The 23,791-nt window shown below is 55.8% G+C and carries 18 protein-coding genes and 1 pseudogene; 8 read left to right on the forward strand and 11 right to left on the reverse strand.

What is annotated here, in order from left to right; all coding sequences use genetic code 11:
* Positions 1-6 precede the first annotated feature (6 nt).
* From VB780_RS27840 to VB780_RS27850, 3 genes are all read right to left on the reverse strand, one after another.
* The gene (locus VB780_RS27840; protein ID WP_323354448.1) at positions 7-3,084 is read right to left on the reverse strand and encodes a PAS domain S-box protein; all 3,078 of its coding nucleotides are present in this window, start codon (positions 3,082-3,084) and stop codon (positions 7-9) included.
* A gap of 6 nt (positions 3,085-3,090) precedes the next feature.
* Positions 3,091-4,635, reverse strand: coding sequence for a response regulator (locus VB780_RS27845; protein WP_323354449.1), 1,545 nt, complete (start codon positions 4,633-4,635; stop codon positions 3,091-3,093).
* A gap of 478 nt (positions 4,636-5,113) precedes the next feature.
* A complete protein-coding gene (locus VB780_RS27850; RefSeq protein WP_323354450.1) occupies positions 5,114-5,653 on the reverse strand; it encodes a toprim domain-containing protein in 540 nt (179 codons plus the stop codon).
* On the opposite strand from VB780_RS27850, the gene VB780_RS27855 reads away from it, so the two are divergent.
* Complete coding sequence (locus tag VB780_RS27855) at positions 5,652-6,155, forward strand: hypothetical protein (protein ID WP_323354451.1); 504 nt, start codon at positions 5,652-5,654, stop codon at positions 6,153-6,155. The genes VB780_RS27850 and VB780_RS27855 overlap by 2 nt on opposite strands.
* A 69-nt stretch (positions 6,156-6,224) precedes the next feature.
* On the opposite strand, the gene VB780_RS27860 is transcribed toward VB780_RS27855, so the two are convergent.
* The 4 genes from VB780_RS27860 to VB780_RS27875 form a co-directional block, all read right to left on the reverse strand.
* On the reverse strand, positions 6,225-6,719 hold the full coding sequence (locus VB780_RS27860) for an ATP-binding protein (protein ID WP_323354452.1): 495 nt from the start codon (positions 6,717-6,719) through the stop codon (positions 6,225-6,227).
* An 858-nt stretch (positions 6,720-7,577) separates the two neighbouring features.
* The gene (locus VB780_RS27865; RefSeq protein WP_323354453.1) at positions 7,578-10,100 is read right to left on the reverse strand and encodes an EAL domain-containing protein; all 2,523 of its coding nucleotides are present in this window, start codon (positions 10,098-10,100) and stop codon (positions 7,578-7,580) included.
* 246 nt (positions 10,101-10,346) lie between these two features.
* A complete protein-coding gene (locus tag VB780_RS27870; RefSeq protein ID WP_323354454.1) occupies positions 10,347-11,024 on the reverse strand; it encodes a hypothetical protein in 678 nt (225 codons plus the stop codon).
* A gap of 99 nt (positions 11,025-11,123) precedes the next feature.
* Positions 11,124-11,726 carry a YdcF family protein gene (locus tag VB780_RS27875; protein ID WP_323354455.1) on the reverse strand — a complete coding sequence of 201 codons (603 nt, stop codon included), beginning with the start codon at positions 11,724-11,726 and terminating at the stop codon, positions 11,124-11,126.
* Positions 11,727-12,095: 369 nt separating this feature from the next.
* On the opposite strand from VB780_RS27875, the gene VB780_RS27880 reads away from it, so the two are divergent.
* Positions 12,096-12,977, forward strand: a complete 882-nt coding sequence (locus VB780_RS27880) for an HpsJ family protein (RefSeq protein WP_323354456.1) — start codon at positions 12,096-12,098, stop codon at positions 12,975-12,977.
* A gap of 5 nt (positions 12,978-12,982) precedes the next feature.
* Positions 12,983-13,849: an archaeosortase/exosortase family protein gene (locus VB780_RS27885; protein WP_323354457.1), complete on the forward strand. Its 867-nt coding sequence runs from the start codon at positions 12,983-12,985 to the stop codon at positions 13,847-13,849.
* A 327-nt stretch (positions 13,850-14,176) separates the two neighbouring features.
* Here the strand turns inward: VB780_RS27885 and VB780_RS27890 are convergent, their stop codons facing one another.
* A complete protein-coding gene (locus VB780_RS27890) occupies positions 14,177-16,483 on the reverse strand; it encodes a hypothetical protein (protein WP_323354458.1) in 2,307 nt (768 codons plus the stop codon).
* Between the two features lie 8 nt (positions 16,484-16,491).
* Positions 16,492-17,622 carry a polysaccharide biosynthesis/export family protein gene (locus tag VB780_RS27895; RefSeq protein WP_323354459.1) on the reverse strand — a complete coding sequence of 377 codons (1,131 nt, stop codon included), beginning with the start codon at positions 17,620-17,622 and terminating at the stop codon, positions 16,492-16,494.
* Between the two features lie 289 nt (positions 17,623-17,911).
* On the opposite strand from VB780_RS27895, the gene VB780_RS27900 reads away from it, so the two are divergent.
* The 5 genes from VB780_RS27900 to VB780_RS27920 all read left to right on the forward strand — a co-directional run bounded on the left by VB780_RS27900 (position 17,912) and on the right by VB780_RS27920 (position 22,863).
* Complete coding sequence (locus VB780_RS27900; RefSeq protein WP_323354460.1) at positions 17,912-18,742, forward strand: ABC transporter permease; 831 nt, start codon at positions 17,912-17,914, stop codon at positions 18,740-18,742.
* 224 nt (positions 18,743-18,966) lie between these two features.
* Entirely contained in the window at positions 18,967-20,196 is a 1,230-nt protein-coding gene (locus tag VB780_RS27905; RefSeq protein ID WP_323354461.1) for an ABC transporter ATP-binding protein, read from the forward strand.
* On the forward strand, positions 20,186-20,851 hold the full coding sequence (locus VB780_RS27910; protein WP_323354462.1) for an acyltransferase: 666 nt from the start codon (positions 20,186-20,188) through the stop codon (positions 20,849-20,851). Before VB780_RS27905 ends, VB780_RS27910 begins: the two co-directional genes overlap by 11 nt.
* A 4-nt stretch (positions 20,852-20,855) precedes the next feature.
* Positions 20,856-21,800, forward strand: coding sequence for a glycosyltransferase (locus tag VB780_RS27915; RefSeq protein ID WP_323354463.1), 945 nt, complete (start codon positions 20,856-20,858; stop codon positions 21,798-21,800).
* Between the two features lie 94 nt (positions 21,801-21,894).
* Positions 21,895-22,863, forward strand: coding sequence for a hypothetical protein (locus VB780_RS27920; protein ID WP_323354464.1), 969 nt, complete (start codon positions 21,895-21,897; stop codon positions 22,861-22,863).
* Positions 22,864-22,999: 136 nt separating this feature from the next.
* Here the strand turns inward: VB780_RS27920 and VB780_RS27925 are convergent.
* Both VB780_RS27925 and VB780_RS27930 read right to left on the reverse strand, forming a co-directional pair.
* Positions 23,000-23,380, reverse strand: a pseudogene (locus VB780_RS27925) (EAL domain-containing protein); the annotation flags it as partial.
* A gap of 175 nt (positions 23,381-23,555) precedes the next feature.
* A complete protein-coding gene (locus VB780_RS27930; RefSeq protein ID WP_323354466.1) occupies positions 23,556-23,774 on the reverse strand; it encodes a response regulator in 219 nt (72 codons plus the stop codon).
* Between the last annotated feature and the right edge of the window lie 17 nt (positions 23,775-23,791).

A 23,791-nucleotide genomic window follows, 5' to 3' on the forward strand; every position in this document is an offset into this window, starting at 1 on the left:
GCTTTCTTAGGCTTGTGTTGTCAAGGGTAGCGTGAAGTGGAAGCGACTCCCTTGCTCTAAAAGGCTCTCTGCCCAAATTGTTCCATCGTGCTGTTGTACAATACTACGGCAAATAGCTAATCCTAAACCCGTCCCTCCTTTTTTACGGGAGTCAGAGGCATCCACTTGCTGGAATCGCTCAAAAATACTTTCCAGATTATTGGCAGGAATACCTCTTCCCTGGTCACGAACAGTAATGCGAACACAAGAGGTAGAAAGGTGTGCTGAGGAAATTCCCACAATCACGCCCTCGTGTGCCTCTACAGTAATCTCTTCCAAAGTTTCAGCAGTTAGCCAAACTGTGCTGTGGTTTGGCGAAAATTTAACTGCGTTGCTTAATAGGTTGGTCAGAACTTGGAGAATGCGATCGCCATCAATATCCAGAGTGACAGGCAACGGCTCAACCAACAAAGTAATATCCATTTGGCTTGCAGTCAGTTGCATAAAGTCTACAGCGCGAGTCATCAATTGAGCTAGATCCCACGGTTGACGCTCAAGACGAATTTTGCCTGACTCCAGTCGTTCTAAATCGAGAATGTCGTTGACTAGACGAGTTAGGCGATCAGCTTCCGCAGCGGCGATGCCAATCGTTTCCTGCCCCCGGTCTGATTCAGGCTGAATTAACCCTGTTGATAGTAATTCCAAAGCACCATTAATCGACGTTAGCGGCGTTCTCAACTCATGGCTGACGATTGAGATAAACTCAGCCTTCATTTGCTCAAGCTTATGGCGCTCAGTAATGTCTTCGCCGATGCTGATTGTGCCAATAGGCTTTCCTTCAGCATTCCGCAGTAAAGTATTACTCCAGGCAATTATCCGCTCCTCACCCAGCTTCGTTACAATCGAGTTTTGGTAATGGGGATGAAAATCTTTTTCCAGTAATTCCTGGAAGCAGACCTGAACAGAAGGTTTTTGGCCAGGAGTCAAAAACTGATCAAACCAGTGTTGCCCTAATACTTCCTCCTCTGCATAACCAGTTAGCTGTAAAAAAAAGGGATTGACGTATTCAATATTGCCGTTTTGATTCAAGCCAACAACAACAAGTTGCACATTGTCTAATAAGGAGCGCCACCGCCGATCGGCTTCTACCAAAACTGCTTCGGCTCGCTTGCGATCGCTAATTTCAGTAACAATAACCCCCACTCCAACCGTTTGAGCATCACTACCGCTGCTCGAAATCGGGAAGTAAGATGCTAACCAATACCGCATTACTCCAGGTTGATTGGGTAATTCAGTCGTAATTTCCAGGTCAATAATTGGTTGCCCTGTCGTTAGAACTTGCTCATGAAGAGGGTTAACAGTAGCAGCCAGTTCTGGCAGTAGCTCTGTTGTTGTCTTGCCCAGGTGATCGGCTACAGAATATCCATTGATGGCGGCAAGCGCTTCGTTAATCTGCACAAATCGCAGGTTTTGATCGTGAATGCATAAGCCAATCCTGGCTAAAGATGCGGCACTAAAAAAGTTGTTCAAGAGATTGTTAGTCCGCTGAAGTTCAGCTGTTCGTTCGGCGACTCGTTGTTCCAGTTCTAACTTAGATTGAAGTAGGATAGTTTCAGCAGTGCGGCGCTCAGTAATGTTATTAAATGTGCCGATCCATTCCCGAATGCTGCCATCGTAGTCATACACGGGTACTGCTTTTGCTGCCAACCAATAACATTCACCCGATTGAGATAGCACGCGATACTCAATCTCGTAGGGCTCACCTGTGGCAAGACAATGGCTGTAGACTTGAACCATGCGATCGCGATCATCTGGATGAATTGTCTTGAGATAATCCCATTCAGAGTTCTCATCGAGCAGTTGTCCGGTCAAATTAGTCCAAAGAGGTGCAGTTTTAAGTACATTGCCCTGGGCATCAGTAAGCCAAACACTGTCCGTTGTTGCCTCCACTAGAGAGCGATAGCGTTCCTCACTCAGACGCAATGCCTCTTCGGCTCGTTTGCGTTCGGTGATGTCTCGTGTCACTGATAAAACCAGAGAATTTGCATCATCGGGAGATTGTAAGGGCACTGCATGAGACTCCAACCGGCGTCGAGTTCCTTGCAGTCCAGTGATTTCAAATTCAAAAGTCGCGGTTTTTCCTTGGGCAACCTCCTGCGTAAATTCCAAGAATGCTTTTTGGTGAGTGGGTTCAATCAAAGGACAAACACAATGCCCCTGCACCTGTTCTAGATAATCGGCTTCAAGCATTGCCAGCCCAGCAGGGTTCATAGTTTGCAAAATGCCATCAGCCGTGACAATCTTGACGCATTCTGGTTCAGCTTCAAAAATAGCGCGAAACTGCTGTTCACTTTGCTTTAATGCAATCTCCATTCGCTTACGATCATCAATATCCATTAACGTTCCAGTCATACGGATTGGTTTACCCGTTCCGTCATAAAAAGTTTGCCCTCTGCCCTCTACCCAATGAGTGCTACCGTCTGCCCAAATAATACGGTATTCATGCTTATAGCTACTGTGTCCATAAATAGCGGCTTGAACAGTTTGATTTAATCCTTCACGATCATCTGGGTGTAACCGAGCATCAAATGTTTCATAACGGCCATCAAAAGTACCGGTAGCCATTCCCAATAATTGCTCATGTTCTGGAGTCCAGGTAATTTCTCCTGTTATCATGTTCCAATCCCACATCCCCATATGAGCAGCTTGTAATGCAAGTCGCAGTTGTTCTTCACTTTTTTGCAGGCGGCGATCGCTTAATTGCTTAATCTGATATCGAGCACCTCTTAATTCTGAAATGAAATAATTGATCAGAAGGGAAACGGATGCAATCAAACTCAATCGTGCTAGATCATCCGGCTCAGTAATTACAAGTGAATGGTCTGGATGCCGGAAAAAGTAGTCGCTGACCAGGAGGGAGAGAAATACCGTGAACAATCCTGGTTTTGCGCCACCAACCCAAGTCGTAATTGCGATCGCCGCATAAAACAGAGTGAATGCAACAGATGATAAGAGGGGATAAAGTAGCTGCGTCAGTACCGTCGCTGCAAAGACTGATAGCACTGCAATTATATAGGGGTTAACCCGATGCATCTTATTCACCATGACGGTTTATGTCTCCAAACCCCGTATTTTTTTCAGTACCACTGCATGTTCTAATCGACGAATTACCCTCGCCACCAGCTCTGCGGCTCGAATCGGTTTGCTGACATAATCATCTGCTCCCGCCATAAATACCCGTTGTATCGTTTCGTCATTGTTATTGGCAGAAATCATTAGAATGGGTAAATTATCCCACTGCGAGTCGTTGCGAATCTCCTGGCATAAATCGATGCCGTTAACTTCCATTTCAATGTCCAACATCAGCAAATCAGGCTTTACCTCCTTCAAAATGCCCCAAAACTGCTGAGCGCTACTGAGTAGGGCAATCTGAAAGCCCCAGGGTTGCAACATCGCTTGCACAATATTCAGGAGTTGAGCATCGTCATCCACAATCAGTAATTGCGATCGCTGAGGCAATACAGACCTTTGGAATGAGGGTTTGGAACTAGTTACTTCAGCAGCTAGCTTTGATTGTGTCTCATGCGGTGATTGCTCTATTGCTTGACGCAACTTTGATGCCAGTTCAACCAGTTGTGCCTGTTGTCCGCCATTTAATCGCTCAATCTTCAGAAGTTCCTCAATCTGGCGGGATAGCTTAGATGCATCATCTAAATCGAACAATCCTAAAGAACCCTTTAACGTATGCGCTTCCCGTTGCGCCTGCTGTCGAAGTTCCTCTGTTAGAGTATGAGCCTGTAAGGCCGCGATCGCTTGTTCGATGATCGCAAGACGCTCACAGTACTGTGGTCGATATTCTTCCCAAAAGGTGTTGATGGGTGAAGGCTGACGTTGTAAAAGCGAGGATTGATAAGGTAAAACGACCTCACGCCTCTCAACTTCTGTTTCTTCCCTCATTCCCCCTAATTCTTTTAATCGATACCCCAACCCGTAGACCGTTTCAAGCCAGTCCTCAACTCCAACTTCCTTGAGCCGCTTGCGTAACCCTTTGATTTGTGCCCGAACTGCATTCTCAGTCGGTGTGTTTTCTAGCGCCCAAAGCTGCTCGATTAACATTCCGTGACTAAAAATACGTTGAGGGTGTCGCAGAAAAAGCTCTAGCAAACTATATTCCTTAGAACTGAGATGAAATGGCTGACCGTTATAACTCGCTTGACAAGCACTCGGGTCTAGCTGCACCTGTCCCCATTGCAGAAGGGGCGATCGCTCAACACTGCTGCGCCGTAGCAACGCCCGCACCCGTGCCAACAGTTCGTCCAAATCAAAGGGCTTCACAATGTAGTCGTCTGCCCCAGCATCTAACCCCGCAACTCGACTACTGCTAGCATCCTCGGCGGTCATGAGAAGGACAGGTGTGTTGTGGTTTAATACCTGTGAGCGGCGATCGTCCTCATGGCGTAGTCGCTGGCAGAAGTGAATGCCGTCTAACTTAGGCAGCATCAGGTCTAGCAAGATCAGATCGTATTCAAACGCTTCTGCCAAATCCCAGCCTTCTTGCCCATCTACTGCGACCTCAACCAGGTAATGTTGAACTGTTAAGGTATGTCTAAGTAGCTCGGCAATCCTTTCATCGTCTTCAATGAGTAGGATTTTCATGTAAACATTCTAAATAACGTGTAAATAGATTCTTAAGTTACAGGGATAAAGAGAGCGAGGAGCTTGGCTTGGAAAGGATTTGACAAGTTGAGGAGCGAGGAGGCGAGATAGGACCTAACCCCACTCTTAGCCTCAATCTTCCCATGAATCAGATTAGCCGAATCTAAGTCGCCCTGCTTCCCCATCTGCCTTGGCACGATGCTCGACTCACCTTTGTAGCGCTTTTCCCGGTGACCTTGTTTCGAGTGGAAAGTGACGGTGACGAATCGCTCTGGCGGTGGTAGTTAGAGCCAGATCTCCCAACCTTAGACCTTGAGTACAGAGCGTACTAACTTATCCTGCGGTTCAGGCAACATCAACATCGTTGCAAGGGGAGGGAGCAACAATCACCTCCTGGCATATTGTTCCCCGTGAAGACCCCTGTGACCGAGATGGTTGAGTAACCCTGGCAGTCAAGCCTCAACCTAGCTTGTAGCCGTTACCTGTCTAAATCTACGGTAGACGCCAGACGTATTTTGGATGAAGTGAAGATTTTGCTCTTCGAGGTCAACGTTGCAACGCACTCCAAGTCTCGCTGCATAGCTGCGATCGCCTTCTCCGAAAGTGACTGTCCTTTCGCCACTTCCCTCGCTACCTCGGTTATCCGGCTCAAATACCCTTCTGGTCTCCCCAGCGCCACTGCTGCCCTATGCCATCGCCAGAGTTGCCCCAACTCCGGGCGACTTTGCTGCCACCCATTGCCGCCCCCCTCTGGATTGACCAACACCTCATTCCAGTCCTTGCCTTGGTTCGGCGTCAGCCGCTCAATTCCTGGCACCTGCTGCGCCACCTGCCAGGCCATGGTCTCCCCTGCCACATCCGCATCAAACGCCGCCGCCACCAGCCCCCTACTCCGCAGCACCGTCTTCAACGCTTGCGTTGGCACCCCTCCAGAACCATCCGTCGAGAGGTAAATCGACACCCCCTCCAGCCCCCGTTGCCCCCGGCTCCAGCAGCACCTCCACCAGCAAGACCGCATGCTGGCCAGTCAAGTTGAAGATGTCTGGAGAGGTCGCATCAAGATCATCAATGAGCGCCCTTACCTGCAAGACGAGGCCTTTATCGCCGCCTCCCTGCAATTCCTGGCTACCAACACTCCCCTCAAAGACATGATGTTCCGCCACACGCGGGATACCCTGCGGGAGTACTACCGCCTCGGCCTGCTGGAAAAAGATGTGCCCCGCCGCGAAGTGTGCGACAACGCCATCACCCTGGAACCCACCCGCGAAGCCGACCTCTACCGCCAGGTGAGCGACTACGTGCGCCACTTCTACCGCCTGGCCCAAAAGGAACAGCGCAAAGCCCTGGGCTTTTTGATGACCCTGTACCGCAAGCGGTTGACCAGCTCCTTCTACGCCATACAGCAATCCCTCCAGCGACGGCTCGATTCCCTCCTCACCCAGCAGGTCATCGGCGGTGAGGCCGCTGCCCTAGGGGAATGGCGATGTGGATATCAAGGCGATCGCACCAGGTACTCATAGGCGGCATGCACAGCAACCCTTGATTTCTCGTGAGCTAGACCGCTACGGGAAAGGCCTGAGTCCCGCATTCTACCGTTGGATATCAAAACTGTCCGGAGTATTGAATTTTAGGAGGCAGGGCCAGAGACAGACTCTCGGGCCGTTGTGCACCCATCCTGCTGCCGCTGAATAGTCGAATTGATAATCTGTGGCCCAGCGTCGCAGCCAATGACTCAGCTCAGCTCCCTCGGGGGGGAGCATCTGGAGCAAAGCTAAAACCGCACCATCATCTCCCAGGGTTACCGCTTGCCGTAACTGGTCGCACCACTCCTGGGACATCATTGCCAGGTGCTCGGCCTGGAGCGGTAGAATTGGCGGGATGTTAAGTGAACTGGTGGAGGCAGGGGCGATCGCAACTAGTGCCTGGGCATTGCCCGGTACCGTGACTGTGAACTCAAAACAGCTGCCGAGACCGGGTTGACTCTGGCACTGGAGCTGTCCCCCCAGCAGGCGAATGTACTCTTGGCAGATAAACAGACCTAGGCCGCTGCCCTGCTGCGATCGCTGCCCGGATGTCGCTGGCACTGGTCTGTTAGGCGATGATGGGTAAACTGGTTGCAGTGCAATTACCCTAGATTTTATGGATTGTCCTCACTGCCAGAGCTAACAGGTCGTGAAAAACGGGCGTGAACCCTGCCTCAATGGGACCCTAATGCAGCGATATCGGTGCCGAGATTGAGGCACCCGATCGGGGCTGTCAGGGCTTTGCCATAAGTGGTTTAACCCCCCGGTGGCATGAAGGTGGTGTGTCCTCCGCTAGTCCAGGGTTTACTGGGCGAGTCCAGCTCATTGTAGATATCTAGCGAATGGGCTTCTGGCCCAAAGTAGCTCGCCAAATCGGTCAGGAAAGCGGCCCAGCGTTGGCGAAGCCTTTCCGCAGGAGAATCGCCCTCCCCCATTGGCCGCCAATCACGGTAGCGATCGCCTATGACAGAGAGGCCATTAACACAACGCCCGTTTCTGGGTCAGAGCGATCGGCACAGAGTTCAATCCACTAGCAGTTGCCGATGCCGATGCCCGCCAGCTCCTGCTCCCGCTAAACTGGCTGATCATAGGACACCAAAACCCTGGCGCAGCTACCCATGAGAACGCGTTGAGTCAGCTGTGCCCGCATTTGGTGGGTCGAATTGTCTACCACCCACCAAATGCGGAGGCATGGCCACTACTGCGTACTAAGCAGCAAAGCGATCTTAGGTGATTTCAACCTCAATCCCGCTCTCATTTTGGTTCAAGCTGAATAGTCGGCCGATGCAGCCAATGTTGCTGCGAATCTGCCAAGGGCCGAGACTCTGGCGAATATACGGTCAGCTACAACTACCGCAATAGTACTTTTGTTTTGATAGACAGCAGCAATATTTATGACTGTGAACGTTTTGAAGCCGCTTAATCGTTATTGACGCTGAGTATTTGTCTGAGCCGCTGCTTGAGAATCGACCAGTTAATGGGCTTAGTCAGGTAGTCGGTGGCTCCTGCGGCAAAGGCCTGTTCCACCGAGTTGTCATCGTCTAGGGCGGTGATCATCAGAATGGGTAAGGGCTGTCTCTGCTGGGTTAGCACAGTGAGGGCAAATGAATCTGCTGGGCTGTGGGCCTCGGAAGCCTGTAGCGTGCGAAGCTGTCGACAGCAGGTAAAGCCGTTCACCTCTGGCATCATGGCATCTAGCAAGACCAAATCGGGATGGTGCTGTTGGTAAAGGGCTAGGGCTTCACCCCCGTTAGCCGCTTCCATAGTCCGGTAACCGGCCTGCGAAACCGCTAGAGTCAGCAGTCTGCGGAGGGAGCGATCGTCGTCTACTACCAGCACTAAAGGAGCGTCTTCGGCGTGAGTCATGGCAGAGGATGTGGGTAGAGGCTCAAGCAGAAAAGAAAACGGGTTGCTGTGGGCCAGCAGGCGGGTCATTACGATGGCGGGTTCAGGTTTGGCAAAGCCATGGCCCTGGCCGTAGGTCATGCCCATTTCGCGGATGCGCCGATGCTGAAAAGCTGTTTCGATGCCCATGGCTACTAGGTCAATGCTCAGGTCGTGGGTCATGACGATTAGGCTTTTGAGCCATTCCGCCAGTTTGGCGTCGATATCGAGGCGGTTGATGGTGCGGGCATCAATTTTGAGGCTGCTGACCGGAAAGCGGTGCAAAAAGCTGAGGGAGGCGTAGTGGGTGCCAATGCCATCGATGCAGATCTGAATGCCTCGCTCTTGGAGCTGCATAAACAGGCCGGTGGTAGCCGCCGTATCGACCATTACGGTGTCGTCTTTAAGCTCTAGCACCAGGTCTTTGCCCCGGAGCTGGTGGGTAGCCAGGGCCTGATCGAGCTGGGTAAAGAGGTCGGGGTGCAGAAATTGCTGGGTCGAGAGATTGATGCTGACGCGGCAGTTGCGCTCGGGAAACTGCTGCTGCCAGGCGGACAGCTGCTGGCAAGCCTGATCGAGCACCCACCACCCCAGCGGAATAATTAGGGCCGTAGCTTCGGCGGCGGGGAGAAAGTCTTCGGGTTGCAGTAGTCCCCGCTGGGGATGGTGCCAACGCACCAGGGCTTCGAGGGTGTCGATGCGGCCATTGCCCAGGTTCACAATAGGCTGGTAGTAGAGTTCAAACTCGCTGTGAGCGATCGCACTGTAGAGGTCGGCATTTTTCACCACCGCCCGCTGGATCAGCCGGTAGTACTGACGGCTAATCGCCTTGGCGGTAAAATGCTCGCGAATAAACCGATGGCCCGATAGCCCCAGCTGTTGGGTGACTTCGCGGTCTTTTAGGAGATAGCGAATGAAGCTGGCCAACCCCTGACTGTCGCCATTGTTAAAGGCCGCTCCACAGTGAGACTGCGACACCAGCCCCCGCAGGTAGGAATGCGGTTCACAGATAATCGCCACCGGTCTGCCCGACGACAGCGCCGAGTAAAATTTGCTGGGGGCTACTAGCCCTTCCATCGCGGTGTCAATGCTGACCAGGTGCAGGTCGCAGGCGGTCAGCGACTGGGGCAGCAGGGCCTTGTCCTGGTAGGGCAAAAATCGACAGTTGGTGAGCCCCAGTTCGGCCACCCGCTGCTGGGTGGCGTCGCGCTTGGGGCCACCGCCAACGAACAGAAACTGGACCGGCTCATCCCTCAAACCTTGAGCAGCCCCAATGATTGTTTCCATGTCGTGGCAGCGGCCCATGTTGCCCGAGTAGAGCACGGTGAAGGTCTCTGTCAGCCCCTGCGCTTGGGCAAAGGCGTTGTTGGCCTTGGCCAGGGGTTTGACCCAGTCGGGGTCTGACCAGTTGTGAATGACGGTGATGCGATCGCCCAAATGCGGGTGCTTAGCGACGATGCGGGCTTTCATGGTTTCGCAGGGCACAATCACAGCCTCGGCCCGCTGCCACACCTGACGGTTCACGGCATCCCACAGGCGCACGATGGGGTGGTGAGCAGGCAGCATGCCCAGGCCGGTGATCACGTCAGGATACAGGTCATACACCAAAGCAGCGTAGGGAGTGCCAAACAGCAGGTTCAGCAGAAAGCCAACCACCTGCACGTAGGGTGGCTCGCTGACAAACAGCGTGATATCGCCGCGATGGCGCGCTTTGAGCAAATGCCAGGCGGTGTGCAAACAGAACGCCAGACTGCTGAGGGTGCGCCCCGTCATCTGGCGAGAGCGGTTGCGCAAAAAATTAGACCGGGTGATGTGGACGGAGCCCTTTTGTTCTTCGGCGGGGGCTTCGGCCACGTCAAAGGCATAGCTGGGCTGACCGGTGAAGACATGCACCTCAAAGCCCTGCTGCCCCAGATGGGTAGCCAGTTCATCCATATACTGCCCGGTGGCGGCAAAATCGGGGGGGAAGAACTGGGTAACAATCGATAACCGAATGGGGCGATGTTCGGCATTGGCATTTGAGGAAGCCCCAAAATGACGGCGTAAGAGCTGAAACATGATTAAGACCGCTAAAAAGAATAGAAAAAGCCTTAGCTATCGGAGAAGTTAGCTGGTTATTCTTGAGATTAATAACGCCGGGTTTGCGTTGGGGTTTGCGTTGGGAAGTGTGACGCGATCGCAAAAGCAGCCAATAATTACAGTAGAACCTATTTCAAATCGACATTTTTATGCCAACTCCTAAAGCATTGAATAGTGAATCTTGACCGAGATTCTAAGTTCCTATTTCTAACGCATAGCTATCAGTTAACAGCGACGCCACAAATTACCATGGCGTACGACAGTAATAGCCCCAATCACTAGTAGGCCTAACGCACTGTGCATTTCAAAGGGGACGTCTGTAATGTCAGTGGAGGTCGCAATATTACTGCCCAAAATACTGTTGACCTCGATAGCAGTATTGCCCTCAGCAGTATTGTCACCAGCTGGCAATGAGAGTGAACCTAGGGAGTTTGAGCTAAAGGCCATGGGATCTGATCCGGTTAGCGTAAATTCACCATCCGTTGTTCCTGCCCTCAGATCTCCAATGCTTGATAGTAGGGTAGAGCCACTTTGGGTATCTCCCTGGACTTCAAGTAGGGGAGTGCCATCGCTCATTTGGAGGGAAGAGTCGCCAGTATACAAAATGTTGTCGGTGCTGGGGTCGCTGCTGTAGACGGTAATCTTGCCTGTGGTGGACTCCATATTGGTGGATGACATGGGGGCAAGGTAGCCCTCTCCATCGCTGTAGAGGCTGGTCACGTCATAAATACTGGAATTGTCTGTGTTTAGAGCGGTGAGAGTTGTACTATCCACCAGCCAGAGGTCACTGTCTGAGAGGGTTAATGAGTCGCGATCTTGGGTTCCCAAATCACTGTATTGGGTTTGAGTAAACTCGGTGGAATTAGGAACGTAGGTTTCAATGGTGCCAACGGATAGAGACATGTTGAGTAAGAGTAAAGAACTTGGGGAGGTAGAAGCGAAGCAAATTCCCGGAAGATAAAAACAGGGGAAAACCTGGACGCGGTGGGGTTAGGGGGATGTTCAAACATTGCGGAGGTTGGCACCGCTCCAGCCGGTAGTGAGCCAGAGCAAAGACCGCAGAATGTCTCGGCCGATGCGGAGGGGAGATTCAGGCGGGGTGAAGGAGGGAACCGGGACGGGAGTAAAGGCGATGCGGTGGCTGCCGAGGATAACGGTGGCGATCGCCCGGGCGCGGGCCATGTGGTAGTCGGAGGTGACTAGGTAGAGGTGATGCACGTGCTGCTGCCGAAAGGTCTTCACCAAGGTGGTGAAGTTGGTGACCGTATCAACCGCCTGGTAATCGAGGGTAATGCGATCGCGGCTAATGCTGAGAGCATGAAAGATCGGGTAGGCCAGCTCAGGCCCCAACCCAGAGGAGGACCAAACATGCAGATGAGGATGCAGCAGGGCCAGGCGAGCGGCGACGGCTTCGCGGTGGGGGTGCCCCCCCAGCACTAAAATGCCGTCGGGCTGGGGCCACAGCAGCTGGGCGATCGCCAGGTTGACGGGGCCGTAGAGCAACAGCAGACAGAGGCTGCTGACCAACAGCTGCCGCCAAAACCGCTGGCGACGCTGGCCGAGAAGCGGTTTTCTAAGACTTCGAGGGATGCCGGGTGCAAGCATGCAAGAACCTTGTGAAGGCAACAACCAAACCTGTCTCTACTGTTGGGTAAGGATGATTGCGATCGCAGTTGCGCTGGGTTTGACTTACTGATACGCAATCCGATTTGGTAAACCCCGATTCATCATCAGGAACCCCGTAGGGGCGTAGCATGCTACGCCCCTACAAATCGGGGGTATTCATTCGGGATTTGCTCTAAAAATAGATTTTTATCGTTGGGGGTGCCGCGTCAGCGGCATGGACGATTGGTATTAAACCGTCAAACCAGCGCAGAAATTCGGTGACTGGGCGCAGCACCGCGCAACACAAACGGGAACGCAAACAGCCCCGACCTACGGTGAACTTATCTATTCATCAGAAAGGATGTCCCTATGGTTTCTGCTTCCAGGCTTGACCCATTGCGGCGGCCCACTGCGGCGAGCAATGACTCTGACCATGCCCCTAGCGCTGAGGCGACCCCTCCCATTGCTCTGGGCCACCTGCTACGGCTGGCTCGGGTGGCGGGCTATGGGCTGCTGGTGGTGTCGTTTGTAGATTTTCTCTACGTGCTGATTCCGGCAGACTTTATGGACCCGGTGTGGGAGTACCAGTTTGCTGGCGATCTGATCAAACTGGTGCCGGTGCCGCTGCTGGCTCTGGTTTTGGTATTTGGGGGGGATGCGATCGATCGCCAGGAGGTGGAATGGCCCATTCTCAAAGTGCTCTCCTGGCTGACGCTGCTCTTTAGCGTGACGTTGTTTTTGCTGGTTCCCCTCACGGCAGCTAACACCCTGCGCATTCACCGATTTAATAACGAGCAAATTAGCACCCAGGCAAACCAGCAGCGTCAGCAGATAGAGGCAACTCGCACCCAGCTGGAGCAGGCTACTCCCCAGCAGCTGCAAAGCCTGGTGCCGACCCCCAACGAGCAGGGGCAACTGCCCAACGCGCCCGTCAGCCCCGAAGACGCCAGAGCACAAATTCTCAATAATCTAAACCAGGCTAAGGATCGGGCGGCGGACCAAGCGGACCAGGCCCGCGCCAATGTCAAACAAAACCTAACTAAGAACAGCCTTAAACTGATTGCCGAAAGCATTTTAGGCAGCCTGATGTTTCTCTACGCCTGGCTGATCAGTCGCTGGGCCAGACGGGGGAAGGGTATTCTCAAGACCGCTGCGGTCGATCAGCCGATAAACCCGGCGACGGCCTTTGGGCGACGCATGGGCCACCTGCTTGGTCGTAAGCCCAAGCGTATGAAGCACCGCGTTCGGTAACCCCCATGGCAATTCGACGGCTACCAAATTTGGCCTGGTCAAGACTCAGCGCTCTGCGAATAGTCGGGGTAGGGCTGGCAGGACTGCATTTAGTTCTAATAGTTCAAGTGACGGGCAGCCTCGACCAACTCGTCTTTAGCGGGTTATTTTGGGTCGCGATCGCAGCCCATGGGCAACAACACTGGCCCGATCGATTGCCGCGATCGCGACCCTCCCTGCTGCTGGGTCTCACCCTAGTTGGTGGCCTGATCGTGAAATCATGGCCGTTGGGGGATGCGGAAACGGCCTTTGTGCGGCTGTTTCCGCTGTTTGCCTGGGCGGGGTGGTTCACTCTGGTGCAGGGCTGGCGCTGGCTGCCCTGGAGGCAAAGCTGGGCGCTGGTGCTGGCGCTATCGGTGCCGCCCAGGGCCATGCCGCTGCTGCTGGAAACAATTTTGGACGCGCAAATTCGCACCGCTACCGCCGCGATCGCCGCCTTTGTTCTCCACTATGTGGGCTTTGATGTCGTGCAGCAGAACAGCTTGATTCAGCTGCCCGGCGGCACCGTGGATGTGGAATTTGCCTGCACCGGAGCGGCGCTGCTGGGGCTGCTGCTGCAAGTGTCGGTGCTGCTAACCGTGGCGACTGGGGGCCAGCACCTGGGCCACACTCTAGGGCGCTTAGCGGGGTGGTCGATAGCGATCGCCGCCCTGCTCAGCGCTATTCGCGTGGCCATTATGGCGGCCGTGGTCAGCAATGCCGCCGCTTTTCAATTTTGGCACGGGGCCAGCGGGGGCCAGATTTTTACGTTGATAGCGCTAGCAGGGCTCGGGTATTTGGGGTTGGGACAGCAAGGCCAGGCAGAGGTTGATGAACCCTCGCTGAGCAATTGATTGCCCAGCGCCCATCCGCACAAGCTCTAACAGCTTAGGATTCAGGTTTTCAGGCATAACCGTGAACCGGGCGTTGTTGAATTGAGGTATGAACTTGGGTGGAGCAAACGGCGTTTGCCCGCACGAGAGACGTTGAATGGTTGATTCATATCAAATCTGCTTTGGCAACTCCGATTCCACAATTAGGAACCCTGTAGGGGCGTAGCATGCTATGCCCCTACAAGTTGGGGGTATTCATTTGTGATTTGGGATCATGCCTCTGCTCAGAACTTCGTGAACTGCATACCCTGAACCCCTCTAACCTGTCACCTTTGATTTGGCAGACTTCTAGGCCGAGCGGGCATAGAAGTCTACGGCGTAGTTTTTCACCTGGTTGACTACGAGCCCTATCATCGGCACGCGGGCTACCTGCATTCGTTCCAGGGTGCGATCGAGGGCGTTGACAATGTGGCGGCGACCCAGCGACGTGACCAGCAGCACCCCGTCGGTCTTAGCCGCCACCAGGCTCACATCTGCCAGGCCCATCAGAGGCGGCATTGTATAGACCACCAGGTCAAAGTTTTTCTCCAACCGCGTCATCAGCTCTTTCATTCGGGAAGACGACAGCAGCCTAGTCGGGTCCATAGCCTCGGTACCAGAGCTGATGGCAAATAGGTTCGATTCCCAGGAAAGCCGCTGGGTAATGTTGTTGAGGGTGGCCTGTTCGTTGATGTAGTCGCTCAGTCCAGGCTCTACTGTGATGCCGAGCAGCGAGCTGAGGCGGGTGCCCCCTCGGCGAAACTGCCCATCGACCAGTAAGACTTTGCGCCCCATGGCCGCCGCCGCCTGCACCAGGTGTACCGCCACTGTGGTCGCGCCTTCGCTAGGCAGGGCTGAGGTGACCACCAGCGATCGCAGCCCAAAGGTTTCCAGGTTGGCATGGAGCGATCTAAAGGCTTCTAAAAACCCGTAGCTGTCGTATTCCATTAGCCAGTGATCGGCGGCAGCGGTGGTCGCGGGTGGGGCGGATGGGCGAGTCTGGTCGGAGTTCCCGGCCAATCCTGGGTTCGGGCCGCCCCCATTTTCCATTTGAACGTAGTTCTGCCAGTTGTTCAGTTTAGGGCTAATTAAGGTCTTAAGCTGGGCTTTGAGAGCATCGGCATCGGCCGCTACGGTGGTCGCCAGAGGAGGCGATCGCAGATCGACCACATGGGCTTCTGGCGCGGCATCTACAAGCTCTGGGTAAAGGGGAATCGCGCCCAGAATCGGCAAGGGTACTCGCTTTTTGAGGTCGTCGAGGGTGTAGTAGGTGTTGGCCAGTTTTTCGAGCAGATAGCCGAGAGCCAGCCCCAGGATGGCCCCCATGATGAAACCCGTCACCATGGCCTTGACGGGGCTGGTGCCCGGTTTGCGGCGGGCCTCTGTAGGAGGGGTGATCAATTCCCAGGGAATTTCGTTTTGCGAGGCCTGAATCTGCAAGACCTCTTTGGTCTCTTGGAATCGGATCAGGCTGTTAGCAGCCAGGTCTAGCTCCCGCTGGAGCTCTTGGTAGCTGCGGGCCACGCCGGGCACGGCGCGAATTTGCTGCTGCAATGCGGCTTCTGTAGCCGCCAGTTCCTGGTCGCGGGCGGCCAGAGTCTCCATGCTGGTCATCACCTGGGCAATTTGGTCTTGGACGACCCGCTCGGCTTCCTCAAACAGCAGAGGAGCGAGATTTTCCTGCTGGCGCTGAATGAGTTGAATGGTAGGACTGTTGGGGCCAAATCGGGCCGACTCTACCGCTAGCTGCTGGCGTAGAACTTGGTACTCCTGGCGCAGGGTTTCGTAAGCATCAGACTGCCGCAGGGCCGCAGAGGCTCCCGCCTGCTCGAGAAGGGCGTTGTACTGCGATTCTTGGGCGATAAATTCGTCCTGTATTTCTCGGCGGGTCTGGGTGATCTGGGCCGTTTGGTCGAACAGTCCCAGGGCAAAGTCGTCGGGTTTGAGGAACTGATAGCTCTGTTGCAGGGTTTGAATATTCTGCTGCAAAACATTCACCCGCTCTTGGATGCGGGGCAGCCGCTCGTCGACAAAGGCCAGACCCTGCAACAGCTGCGATCGCTGCGACTCCAGGCTGTATTCCAGGTAGCCCTGGGCCACGACGTCTAGCAGCGCTTTTACCTGTTCGGGGTTGGTGTGGGTGTATCTCACCTCCAAAATTTTGGTTTCGCCCAGGCGGTTTACGGCTAGCTGGTTAATCACCGAGTCGTAGCTGACCTCGGGGTAGCGATCGGTTGCCTGTTCCAGAATGGGAGACAGAGTTTCGGGGCTGAGCAGCACTTCGATCTGGGTGGTGTAGTCGAGCTCCTGCGGGTTGCCCCCCTGGGGCGCATCGTCGGTGAGGCGGGAGAGGTTTTTTTGCTCGCGCACCGGCTCCACCAGTAGGCGAAAGCTGCTCTGGTACACCGGCACCACCTGGGCATTTTTGACCACAGATACGGCGGCAGCGGCCAGCCCCAAGGCCAGCATCAGCCAGAGCTTGCGGCGCACAACGCCCAGAACGATTCCTACGGTAGAGCCTGGGTCACCGGTGATCACGGGCGGCGACGGCAAGTTGGGTGATTCGGGAGAAGTAATATCGAGGTCGCGGGTCATGGTAGATGCAATGCCACCCAAGGGCTAAATTATCTAAGTAAGAGGAAGGGTAGAAACAGGTTGAGCAGTGAAGACGCGCCGGACAGGGGTTGTAGCACCGTGCCAATGGAGTCGCCGAGGGCGGCCGACCAGTTTCTGCCCACCAAAATCACGTCTCGGTCTTGCAGCAGGGGGTTGGTCTCGTCGTTGATGGCGCTGGCGAAGTCCACCGGCAGCGATCGCTGGGTGACGGTGCCATCGAGGTTGAGCCGCAGCAGCTGCACATCCACCCGGCGCGATCGCCGCGTAAAGCTACCCGCCAGCAGCAGCGCTTCGGAGACAGAGGTATCGGGAGGCACTTCCATCACCCCCGGCTGGGCGATTTCGCCCACGATGTTCACCTGAATGGCCCCGGTCGAAAACGTAGAGCTGGCCAGGGCGCGGGCGTTGGGAATGCTGGGGTCGGCCTGGGGGACGACAATGGTGTCGCCATCCCGCAGGGCAATATCCTGGTTGCGATCGCCCTGGGTGAGCAAATCCCACAGGCTGACGGTGAGGGTTTCTTCGCGCTGGTTGTCGGCGCTCACCCGACGCACCTCAATGGATCGCAGATCGGTACGCTGGGTAATGCCGCCAGCGGCATCAAGGGCGATCGCCACCGTGGGCAGCCGGCCCTGTTCTGGCGCCAGGGCATAGACGCCGGGGCGAGTGACCTCGCCAATTACCACCACCCGCAGGGGGCTGAGCTGCGACAGGCTGACGGTAATGCGCGGTTCCACCAAGATCTCGGCGGCGGCATAGGCCTGAGCGATCGCTTGCTCCACCTCTGGCAGGGTCTGCCCCCAGGCTTCTACTCGGCCCAGCACCGGCAGGTTCAGCGAGCCGTCGGGCAGCACTTGAAACGTACCGCTGTAGTCGGGCACATTGGCGACAGTGACGTAGACAATGTCGCCCACCGTCAGCCGGTAGCCGTCGAGGGGATACACCTGCGGGCCTGGGGGCGCGGGTCGCCCCGGCTGAGAGACACTGGGGAACAGGGGCTGGGAGCCTGGGATTACCTCACCCATGGTGTTGGCCAACCCAGGGGTCAGCAGCCCACTCCCCAGGGCCAGTAGGGGTGAGCACAGGGGCAGCGCGACCTGCCGCAAACACCGTTGAGCAAAGGATGGATTCTTGAGCATCGCTGCGGCACCCCTGATGGATACATCAATCGTTCTGGAGATCGGCCATAAGACCTGGGCTGAATTTAATCCCTAAAAAAGAAAAGCTCTTGAAAAGGGCACTTAGATTGGGCCTACTTCTCTCTTCAAAAGGGCGCCTCTAAATCAGCTCGAATTGTTGGATTTCCGTGGATTTGCGTAGGCGTTTTGGCGGAGGCTGTGATGGTTTTTGAAGGTAGACAATAGCGCAAACGCGATCGCAATCCTTTCCCTTCCACAGTGTGAATAGATTCCTCTCGCGGCTATTTCTATGGGTCACCCCTCCCCCGAACTTCTGATCACCGCCGGACGCTCCCAGCGCCAATACTGGCAAGATGTCTGGCGCTACCGAGAGCTGTTTTACTTTCTGGCCTGGCGCGACATTTTGGTGCGCTACAAGCAGACGGCGATCGGCGTTGTCTGGGCCTTAATTCGTCCTTTTTTGACCATGGTGGTGTTTACCGTGGTGTTTGGCCGCATTGCCCAGCTGCCCGCCGCCGGCGTGCCCTACCCAATTTTGGTCTTTGCGGGCATGCTGCCCTGGCAGTTTTTCGCCAACGCCCTGTCAGAATCCAGCAACAGCCTGATCGCCAACGCCAACCTGATTTCTAAGGTGTACTTCCCCCGGCTGGTGGTGCCCACCAGCGCCGTCATTGTCAGCCTGGTGGACTTCTTTATCTCAGGCTTTATTTTGCTGGGGCTGATGGTGGCCTACCACTTTGTGCCCAGCTGGCGGCTGATCACCCTGCCATTCTTTATCGCCATTGCTTTCGCCGCCGCCATGGGAACCGGGCTGCTGCTGGCCACCCTCAACGTGAAATACCGCGATTTTCGCTACGTGGTGCCCTTTATTTTGCAGTTTGGCCTCTACATTTCGCCGGTCGGCTTTAGCAGCGCGGTGGTGCCCGACCAGTGGCGCTGGCTCTACTCCCTCAACCCTATGGTGGGGGTAATCGATGGCTTCCGCTGGGCCATTTTAGGCGGCGATACCCAGCTGTACCTGCCGGGGTTCGCCATTTCGGTCGGCCTGGTGCTGGTGATGCTCTGGTACGGCATTCACTATTTTCGCGCCTACGAACGCACCTTTGCCGATGTGATTTAGCCGCTCATATCGCTAAATCTTTTCCGGTGGGTTACCGCCTATGCCAGGGATATCGCTTTCTCGCTGGTTTAGGAAGGGCCTAACCCACGCTACAGCTCCTTCCACTTTCGCCTATTCATCCACTCACCCTAATTCCCCGCAGGCGCAAGCCTTGCGCCCCTACGGTTTACCCTATCTCCCTTCCTCCCCTCCCCCCCACCTTCCCCATCTCCCCTACTCCCCCCATGACTCATCCCATCATTACCGTCGAAAATCTCGGCAAATACTACAAACTGGGCCGCAGCCCCGAGCAATACCAATCCCTGCGAGATACGCTGGCGCGCCAGGTGCGGCGCATGCGCCGGGGGCTGCTGGGCAAACGCCGCCCCACCCCATCTCTGGATGAGGGATTTTGGGCACTGGATGACATCAACTTTTCAATTCAGCAGGGCGATCGCATCGGTGTGATTGGCCGCAATGGGGCCGGCAAATCGACCCTGCTCAAGATTCTCAGCCGCATCACCGAGCCGACTACGGGCAACATTCGCCTGCGGGGCCGGGTGGCCAGCCTGCTGGAGGTGGGCACCGGCTTTCACCCCGAGCTGACCGGGCGGGAGAACATTTACTTGAACGGGGCGGTGTTGGGCATGAGCAAGGCCGAAATTCGCCGCAAGTTCGACGAAATTGTCGCCTTTGCCGAAGTGGAGCGATTTTTAGATACCCCCGTCAAGCGCTATTCCTCGGGCATGTATGTGCGGCTGGCCTTTTCGGTGGCGGCCCATCTGGAACCCGAAATTTTGGTGATTGACGAAGTACTGGCGGTGGGAGATGCCAAGTTTCAGCAGAAGTGCCTGGGCAAGATGCAGTCGGTCAGCTCCGCCGGGCGCACGGTGATGTTTGTCAGCCACAACATGAGTGCGGTGGCCAACCTGTGCAATCGCGGCCTGGTCTTAGATCGGGGTCGGCTGCTGGCCAACACCAGCTGCATGGATGCCCTCAACCTGTACAACAGCCAGATTGACCAGTCGGTGTTCACGGTGGATCAATCGCTAGATACCCCCCACATTCGCCAGATTGAGCTAGATCAGGCGGCCCTGCAAGCCGGACATCTGAAGGTGCGGGTGCGCTTCCACTCCACTTGGCCGCTGGATCCGCCGATTATTGGCATCGTGGTGTCGAACCTCTATGGCACTCCGCTGTTTGGCTCTAACCCCAAGCTCCACAGCGTGGGCTTTACTTCTCAAAAGCTGTCGGAGGGCGAGGCGATGATGTGGCTGAAGGATCTGCCGCTGCACTCGGGCACCTACAAGCTGTCGGTCTGGCTGGGGGACGAGCACCAAAACTACGACTCCCGCCAGGATGCCCTCACCTTTGAGTTCATGTCGCCCCGGTTTATTCCTAACATGCCGTCGGTAGACATCATTGGCCCCATGCATGTCCCCGCTGAGTGGAGCCTGGTGGGCCATGGCGCGTAAGCCGTTGCTATTGTCGATATCGTTTCGGCTGGAGCGGCTGCGGCAGGCGGGGCGACGGTTCTGGCTGCGCCAGTTGGGCATCTGGGTGGGGGCTAAAGCTGTCATTCACCGGGGGGTAGACTGCCGCCTGGGTCTGGCCCAGGGCCAGCGGGGTCACTTGCACATTGGTCGGGCGAGCCAGGTGGAGGTCGGGGTCGTGCTGCACAGCTACGGCGGCTCGATTCATCTAGAGAACCACGTGTTTTTAGGCCCCTACGTAGTGATCTACGGCCACGGCGGCGTTCACATTGGCCCGCACACGCTGGTGGCGATGCACAGCCGCATTGTGTCATCGAACCATACGGTGCCTGATCCGGGCACGGCCATTCGATCGCAGCCCGATATCCCGCTGCCCACTCGCATTGGGGCGGATGTGTGGATTGGGGCCGGGGTGACGATTTTGGGGGGCGTCACCATTGGCGATGGCTGCGTGATTGGGGCCGGGGCGGTGGTGGCAAAGGATATTCCGGCCTACTCCTATGCAGTGGGGGTGCCCGCGCGGGTGGTGAAACGGCGGGGCGAACTGCCGCGATCCGCCGATGCGATCGCCCCCAAGAGCAATCTTTACCCCTCCCAAACGTCCCTTTTACCCACTGTCAACGCTTCTAAACCCTAAACCTATGTCTCTTTCTCTAACCGTTGCCATTTGCACCTACAACCCACGCCGCGACTACCTCACCCGAGCGATCGCGGCCCTCCAGCAGCAAACCCTGCCGCTGACCGACTGGGATTTGCTGGTGATCGACAACGCCAGTTCTCCTGCCGTCGCCGACTGGCTCGACCTCAGCTGGCATCCCCGCGCCCACATTGTGGTCGAATCGCGCCAGGGGCTGACCTCGGCCCGGCTGCGAGCCTTCCACACGGCCCAAACTGAGATTTTGGTCTTTGTGGATGACGACAATGTGCTGGCCCATAACTATCTCCAGCAGGGGTTGGCGGTGCTGGGGCGATCGCCTCAGCTCGGGGCGATCGGCGGCAAATGCCTGCCCGAGTTTGAGCAGGCCCCCGCACTCTGGTTTCAGGAGATGGAGGCATCCCTCGGGCTCCAGGACTTTGGCGATGAGGAAAAAGTCCACACCTGGGCCAGTGCCGCTGCACCGGCAGACCGTCAGTATCCGGCCTGGGCTCCGATTGGGGCAGGGCTCATGCTGCGCCGAGCCGCTATGGCGGCCTACTGCGACAGCCTGGCCAACGACCCCCGCCGGCTGGCCCTCGATCGCACCGGCAACAGCCTCACCTCTGGCGGCGACAACGATTTGATCATGACGATCCTGGAGCAGGGTTGGGCCATTGGCTACGTTCCCCAGCTCAGTCTGCTGCACCTGATTGCCGCTGGCCGCCTCAGCCCCGACTACCTATGCCGGATGAACCGGGCGGCCTGTCGCTCATGGGTACAGGTGCTCGATCTCCACGGCCTGCGCCCCTGGCCCAAAATTCCCGCCTGGACCCTGCCCCTGCGGCGGCTGAAAAGCTATCTCCACCTGCGTCCCTGGACCAGCACCACCGCCGCTATCCACTGGCAAAGAGCCTGTGGCTTATTAGAGGGTCAGGCCCAACTGCCCTAAGCGAGTTTCAACTAAAGACTGATTCAGGGTCTCACTGCGCTCGTCCCACAGCCGCCAGGCTACCTCCCTACCCTCCCTCAACTTTGGTAAATCCATGACGTCGTCAACACCTTCCATTCGCCGTTGGGCCAAGCATCTAGGGCTGGGGATAGCCTTTTATAAGCTTTTTCACCAACCCCGGCAGTTTTTCCAACGGTGGTACACCGTTGGGCTGGGCACCATAGCCGACCTGGCCACTGCTCAGCGGCAGATGGAGTCGGCGGCGGCGACCCTCCCTCCCCTACCGCTCCGTCAGGGGGAACCGCTGGAGGTCTACTACCTGAGCGGCCGCAAATTTTGGTACCAGACGGTATTTTGCTTCTACTCGCTGGCCCAGCAGAGCGATCTCAATTTGCGGCTGGTGGTGGTCGATGACGGCACCCTAGCCCCGCGCTACCAGGCCCTAATTCGGCAGGTGTGCCCGACGGTGAGATTTGTGCTGGCGACTGAGATTGAGACTCGGCTGGATGTGGTGCTGCCCAGGGATCGGTATCCTACCCTGCGATCGCGCCGCGAGGAATACCCCAATCTGCGAAAACTGACCGATATCCATGCGGGCACCACCGGATGGAAACTTGTGCTCGACTCCGACATGCTCTTTTTTCACCCCCCGGTGGCGCTGCTGGACTGGCTGCAAGACCCTCAGCGCCCCTGCCACATGGTGGATGTAGAAACCGCCTACGGCTATTCCCTCGACCTGATGCAGGAGTTGACAGGGGTGCCCATCCCAGAACGCATCAATGTTGGCATCACCGGACTACAGAGCGAAGCCCTCGACTGGGATGAACTGGAGCACTGGTGCCGCACCCAGATTGAGCAGGTGGGCTCTCACTACTACCAAGAACAGGCCTTAATCGCCATGGTCATGGCCCAATCAGACTGCTGTGTAATGCCCGCTGAAGACTATGTGGTCATGCCCACAGAACCAGAGATGATTGCACCCCAGGCCCTATTGCACCACTACGTTGCCGACTCCAAATTCGGGTACTTCCGCTACGGCTGGCAGCATATTCTCAAGGGGTAAACGGCACCGTCAGAACTCCCTCAGGCCCAGGTATAGGGCGATATCCAGGGCAGGTCTGACCGTTAAGCTTGCCCAGCTTGACCCAGGTCGGAACCGCCGAGGGCTCTGCTTCTGGGTCAGCACAGGGCTGAGGTCGTTATAGCTGAATTTCTGAGGCGGGCTGAGGTTTGCCAAACAGGTAGCCCTGGCCAAATTCACACCCCAGTGCTTGTAGATACTGGAGTTGTTCTGAGGTTTCGATGCCTTCAGCAATCACGGGCAGCGATAGCTGACTGCTGAGGGCAATAATGGTGTTGATCACCTGGTGGTTGCGGTTGCCGGTGTGAATCTGCTGCACAAAGGAGCGATCGATTTTTAAGGTGTCGATGGGAAAACGATGCAGGTAGCCCAGGGAGGAATAGCCGGTGCCAAAGTCATCTAGGCTGATTTGAATCTGGCGCGATCGCAGTTGTTCCATCACCGCGATCGCCGCTTCAGCGTTTTGCATTAGGGCGCTTTCGGTAATTTCCAGCTTGAGACAGGCCGGATTTACCCAGCATAGAGCAAACTCGGGCCACCAACTCTACCTGGTTAATCGGTTTGCTAATAAAGTCATTGGCTCTTAGCTCTAAGCAGGAGCTCAGCCAGTGCTTAGAGCTAAGGGCCGTTACCATGATGATTCCAACCCCACGCCACTGTGGCAGCGCTTTGATTTACCGGCACACCTCTATGCCATCTATCCCGGGCGTCATGACATCGAGCAAGAGCAGGTCGGGCTGCAATGTGTCTAGGCAATCTAGGGCGGCCTGACCGTTGGCGACGTAGTGGAGGGTATAGCCCTGCCCCATCAGCATGGCTTCAACTACGTCAAAATTATTGGGTTCATCGTCAATGACTAAGATCACAGGCTTGATTGCGGTCGGTTCAGCCATAGGAGATGTAGCCTAAT

Source organism: Leptolyngbya sp. CCNP1308 (assembly GCF_034932455.1).
Taxonomy (GTDB): Bacteria; Cyanobacteriota; Cyanobacteriia; order Phormidesmidales; family Phormidesmidaceae; genus Nodosilinea.

Coding starts and splice junctions, on each gene's coding strand:
- VB780_RS27840 (WP_323354448.1), bottom strand. CDS start 3,084: ATGGTGAATAAGATGCATCGGGTTAACCCCTATATAATTGCAGTGCTA.
- VB780_RS27845 (WP_323354449.1), bottom strand. CDS start 4,635: ATGAAAATCCTACTCATTGAAGACGATGAAAGGATTGCCGAGCTACTT.
- VB780_RS27855 (WP_323354451.1), top strand. CDS start 5,652: ATGCTGGCCAGTCAAGTTGAAGATGTCTGGAGAGGTCGCATCAAGATC.
- VB780_RS27850 (WP_323354450.1), bottom strand. CDS start 5,653: ATGCGGTCTTGCTGGTGGAGGTGCTGCTGGAGCCGGGGGCAACGGGGG.
- VB780_RS27865 (WP_323354453.1), bottom strand. CDS start 10,100: ATGTTTCAGCTCTTACGCCGTCATTTTGGGGCTTCCTCAAATGCCAAT.
- VB780_RS27870 (WP_323354454.1), bottom strand. CDS start 11,024: ATGTCTCTATCCGTTGGCACCATTGAAACCTACGTTCCTAATTCCACC.
- VB780_RS27875 (WP_323354455.1), bottom strand. CDS start 11,726: ATGCTTGCACCCGGCATCCCTCGAAGTCTTAGAAAACCGCTTCTCGGC.
- VB780_RS27880 (WP_323354456.1), top strand. CDS start 12,096: ATGGTTTCTGCTTCCAGGCTTGACCCATTGCGGCGGCCCACTGCGGCG.
- VB780_RS27885 (WP_323354457.1), top strand. CDS start 12,983: ATGGCAATTCGACGGCTACCAAATTTGGCCTGGTCAAGACTCAGCGCT.
- VB780_RS27895 (WP_323354459.1), bottom strand. CDS start 17,622: ATGCTCAAGAATCCATCCTTTGCTCAACGGTGTTTGCGGCAGGTCGCG.
- VB780_RS27900 (WP_323354460.1), top strand. CDS start 17,912: ATGGGTCACCCCTCCCCCGAACTTCTGATCACCGCCGGACGCTCCCAG.
- VB780_RS27905 (WP_323354461.1), top strand. CDS start 18,967: ATGACTCATCCCATCATTACCGTCGAAAATCTCGGCAAATACTACAAA.
- VB780_RS27910 (WP_323354462.1), top strand. CDS start 20,186: ATGGCGCGTAAGCCGTTGCTATTGTCGATATCGTTTCGGCTGGAGCGG.
- VB780_RS27915 (WP_323354463.1), top strand. CDS start 20,856: ATGTCTCTTTCTCTAACCGTTGCCATTTGCACCTACAACCCACGCCGC.
- VB780_RS27920 (WP_323354464.1), top strand. CDS start 21,895: ATGACGTCGTCAACACCTTCCATTCGCCGTTGGGCCAAGCATCTAGGG.
- VB780_RS27930 (WP_323354466.1), bottom strand. CDS start 23,774: ATGGCTGAACCGACCGCAATCAAGCCTGTGATCTTAGTCATTGACGAT.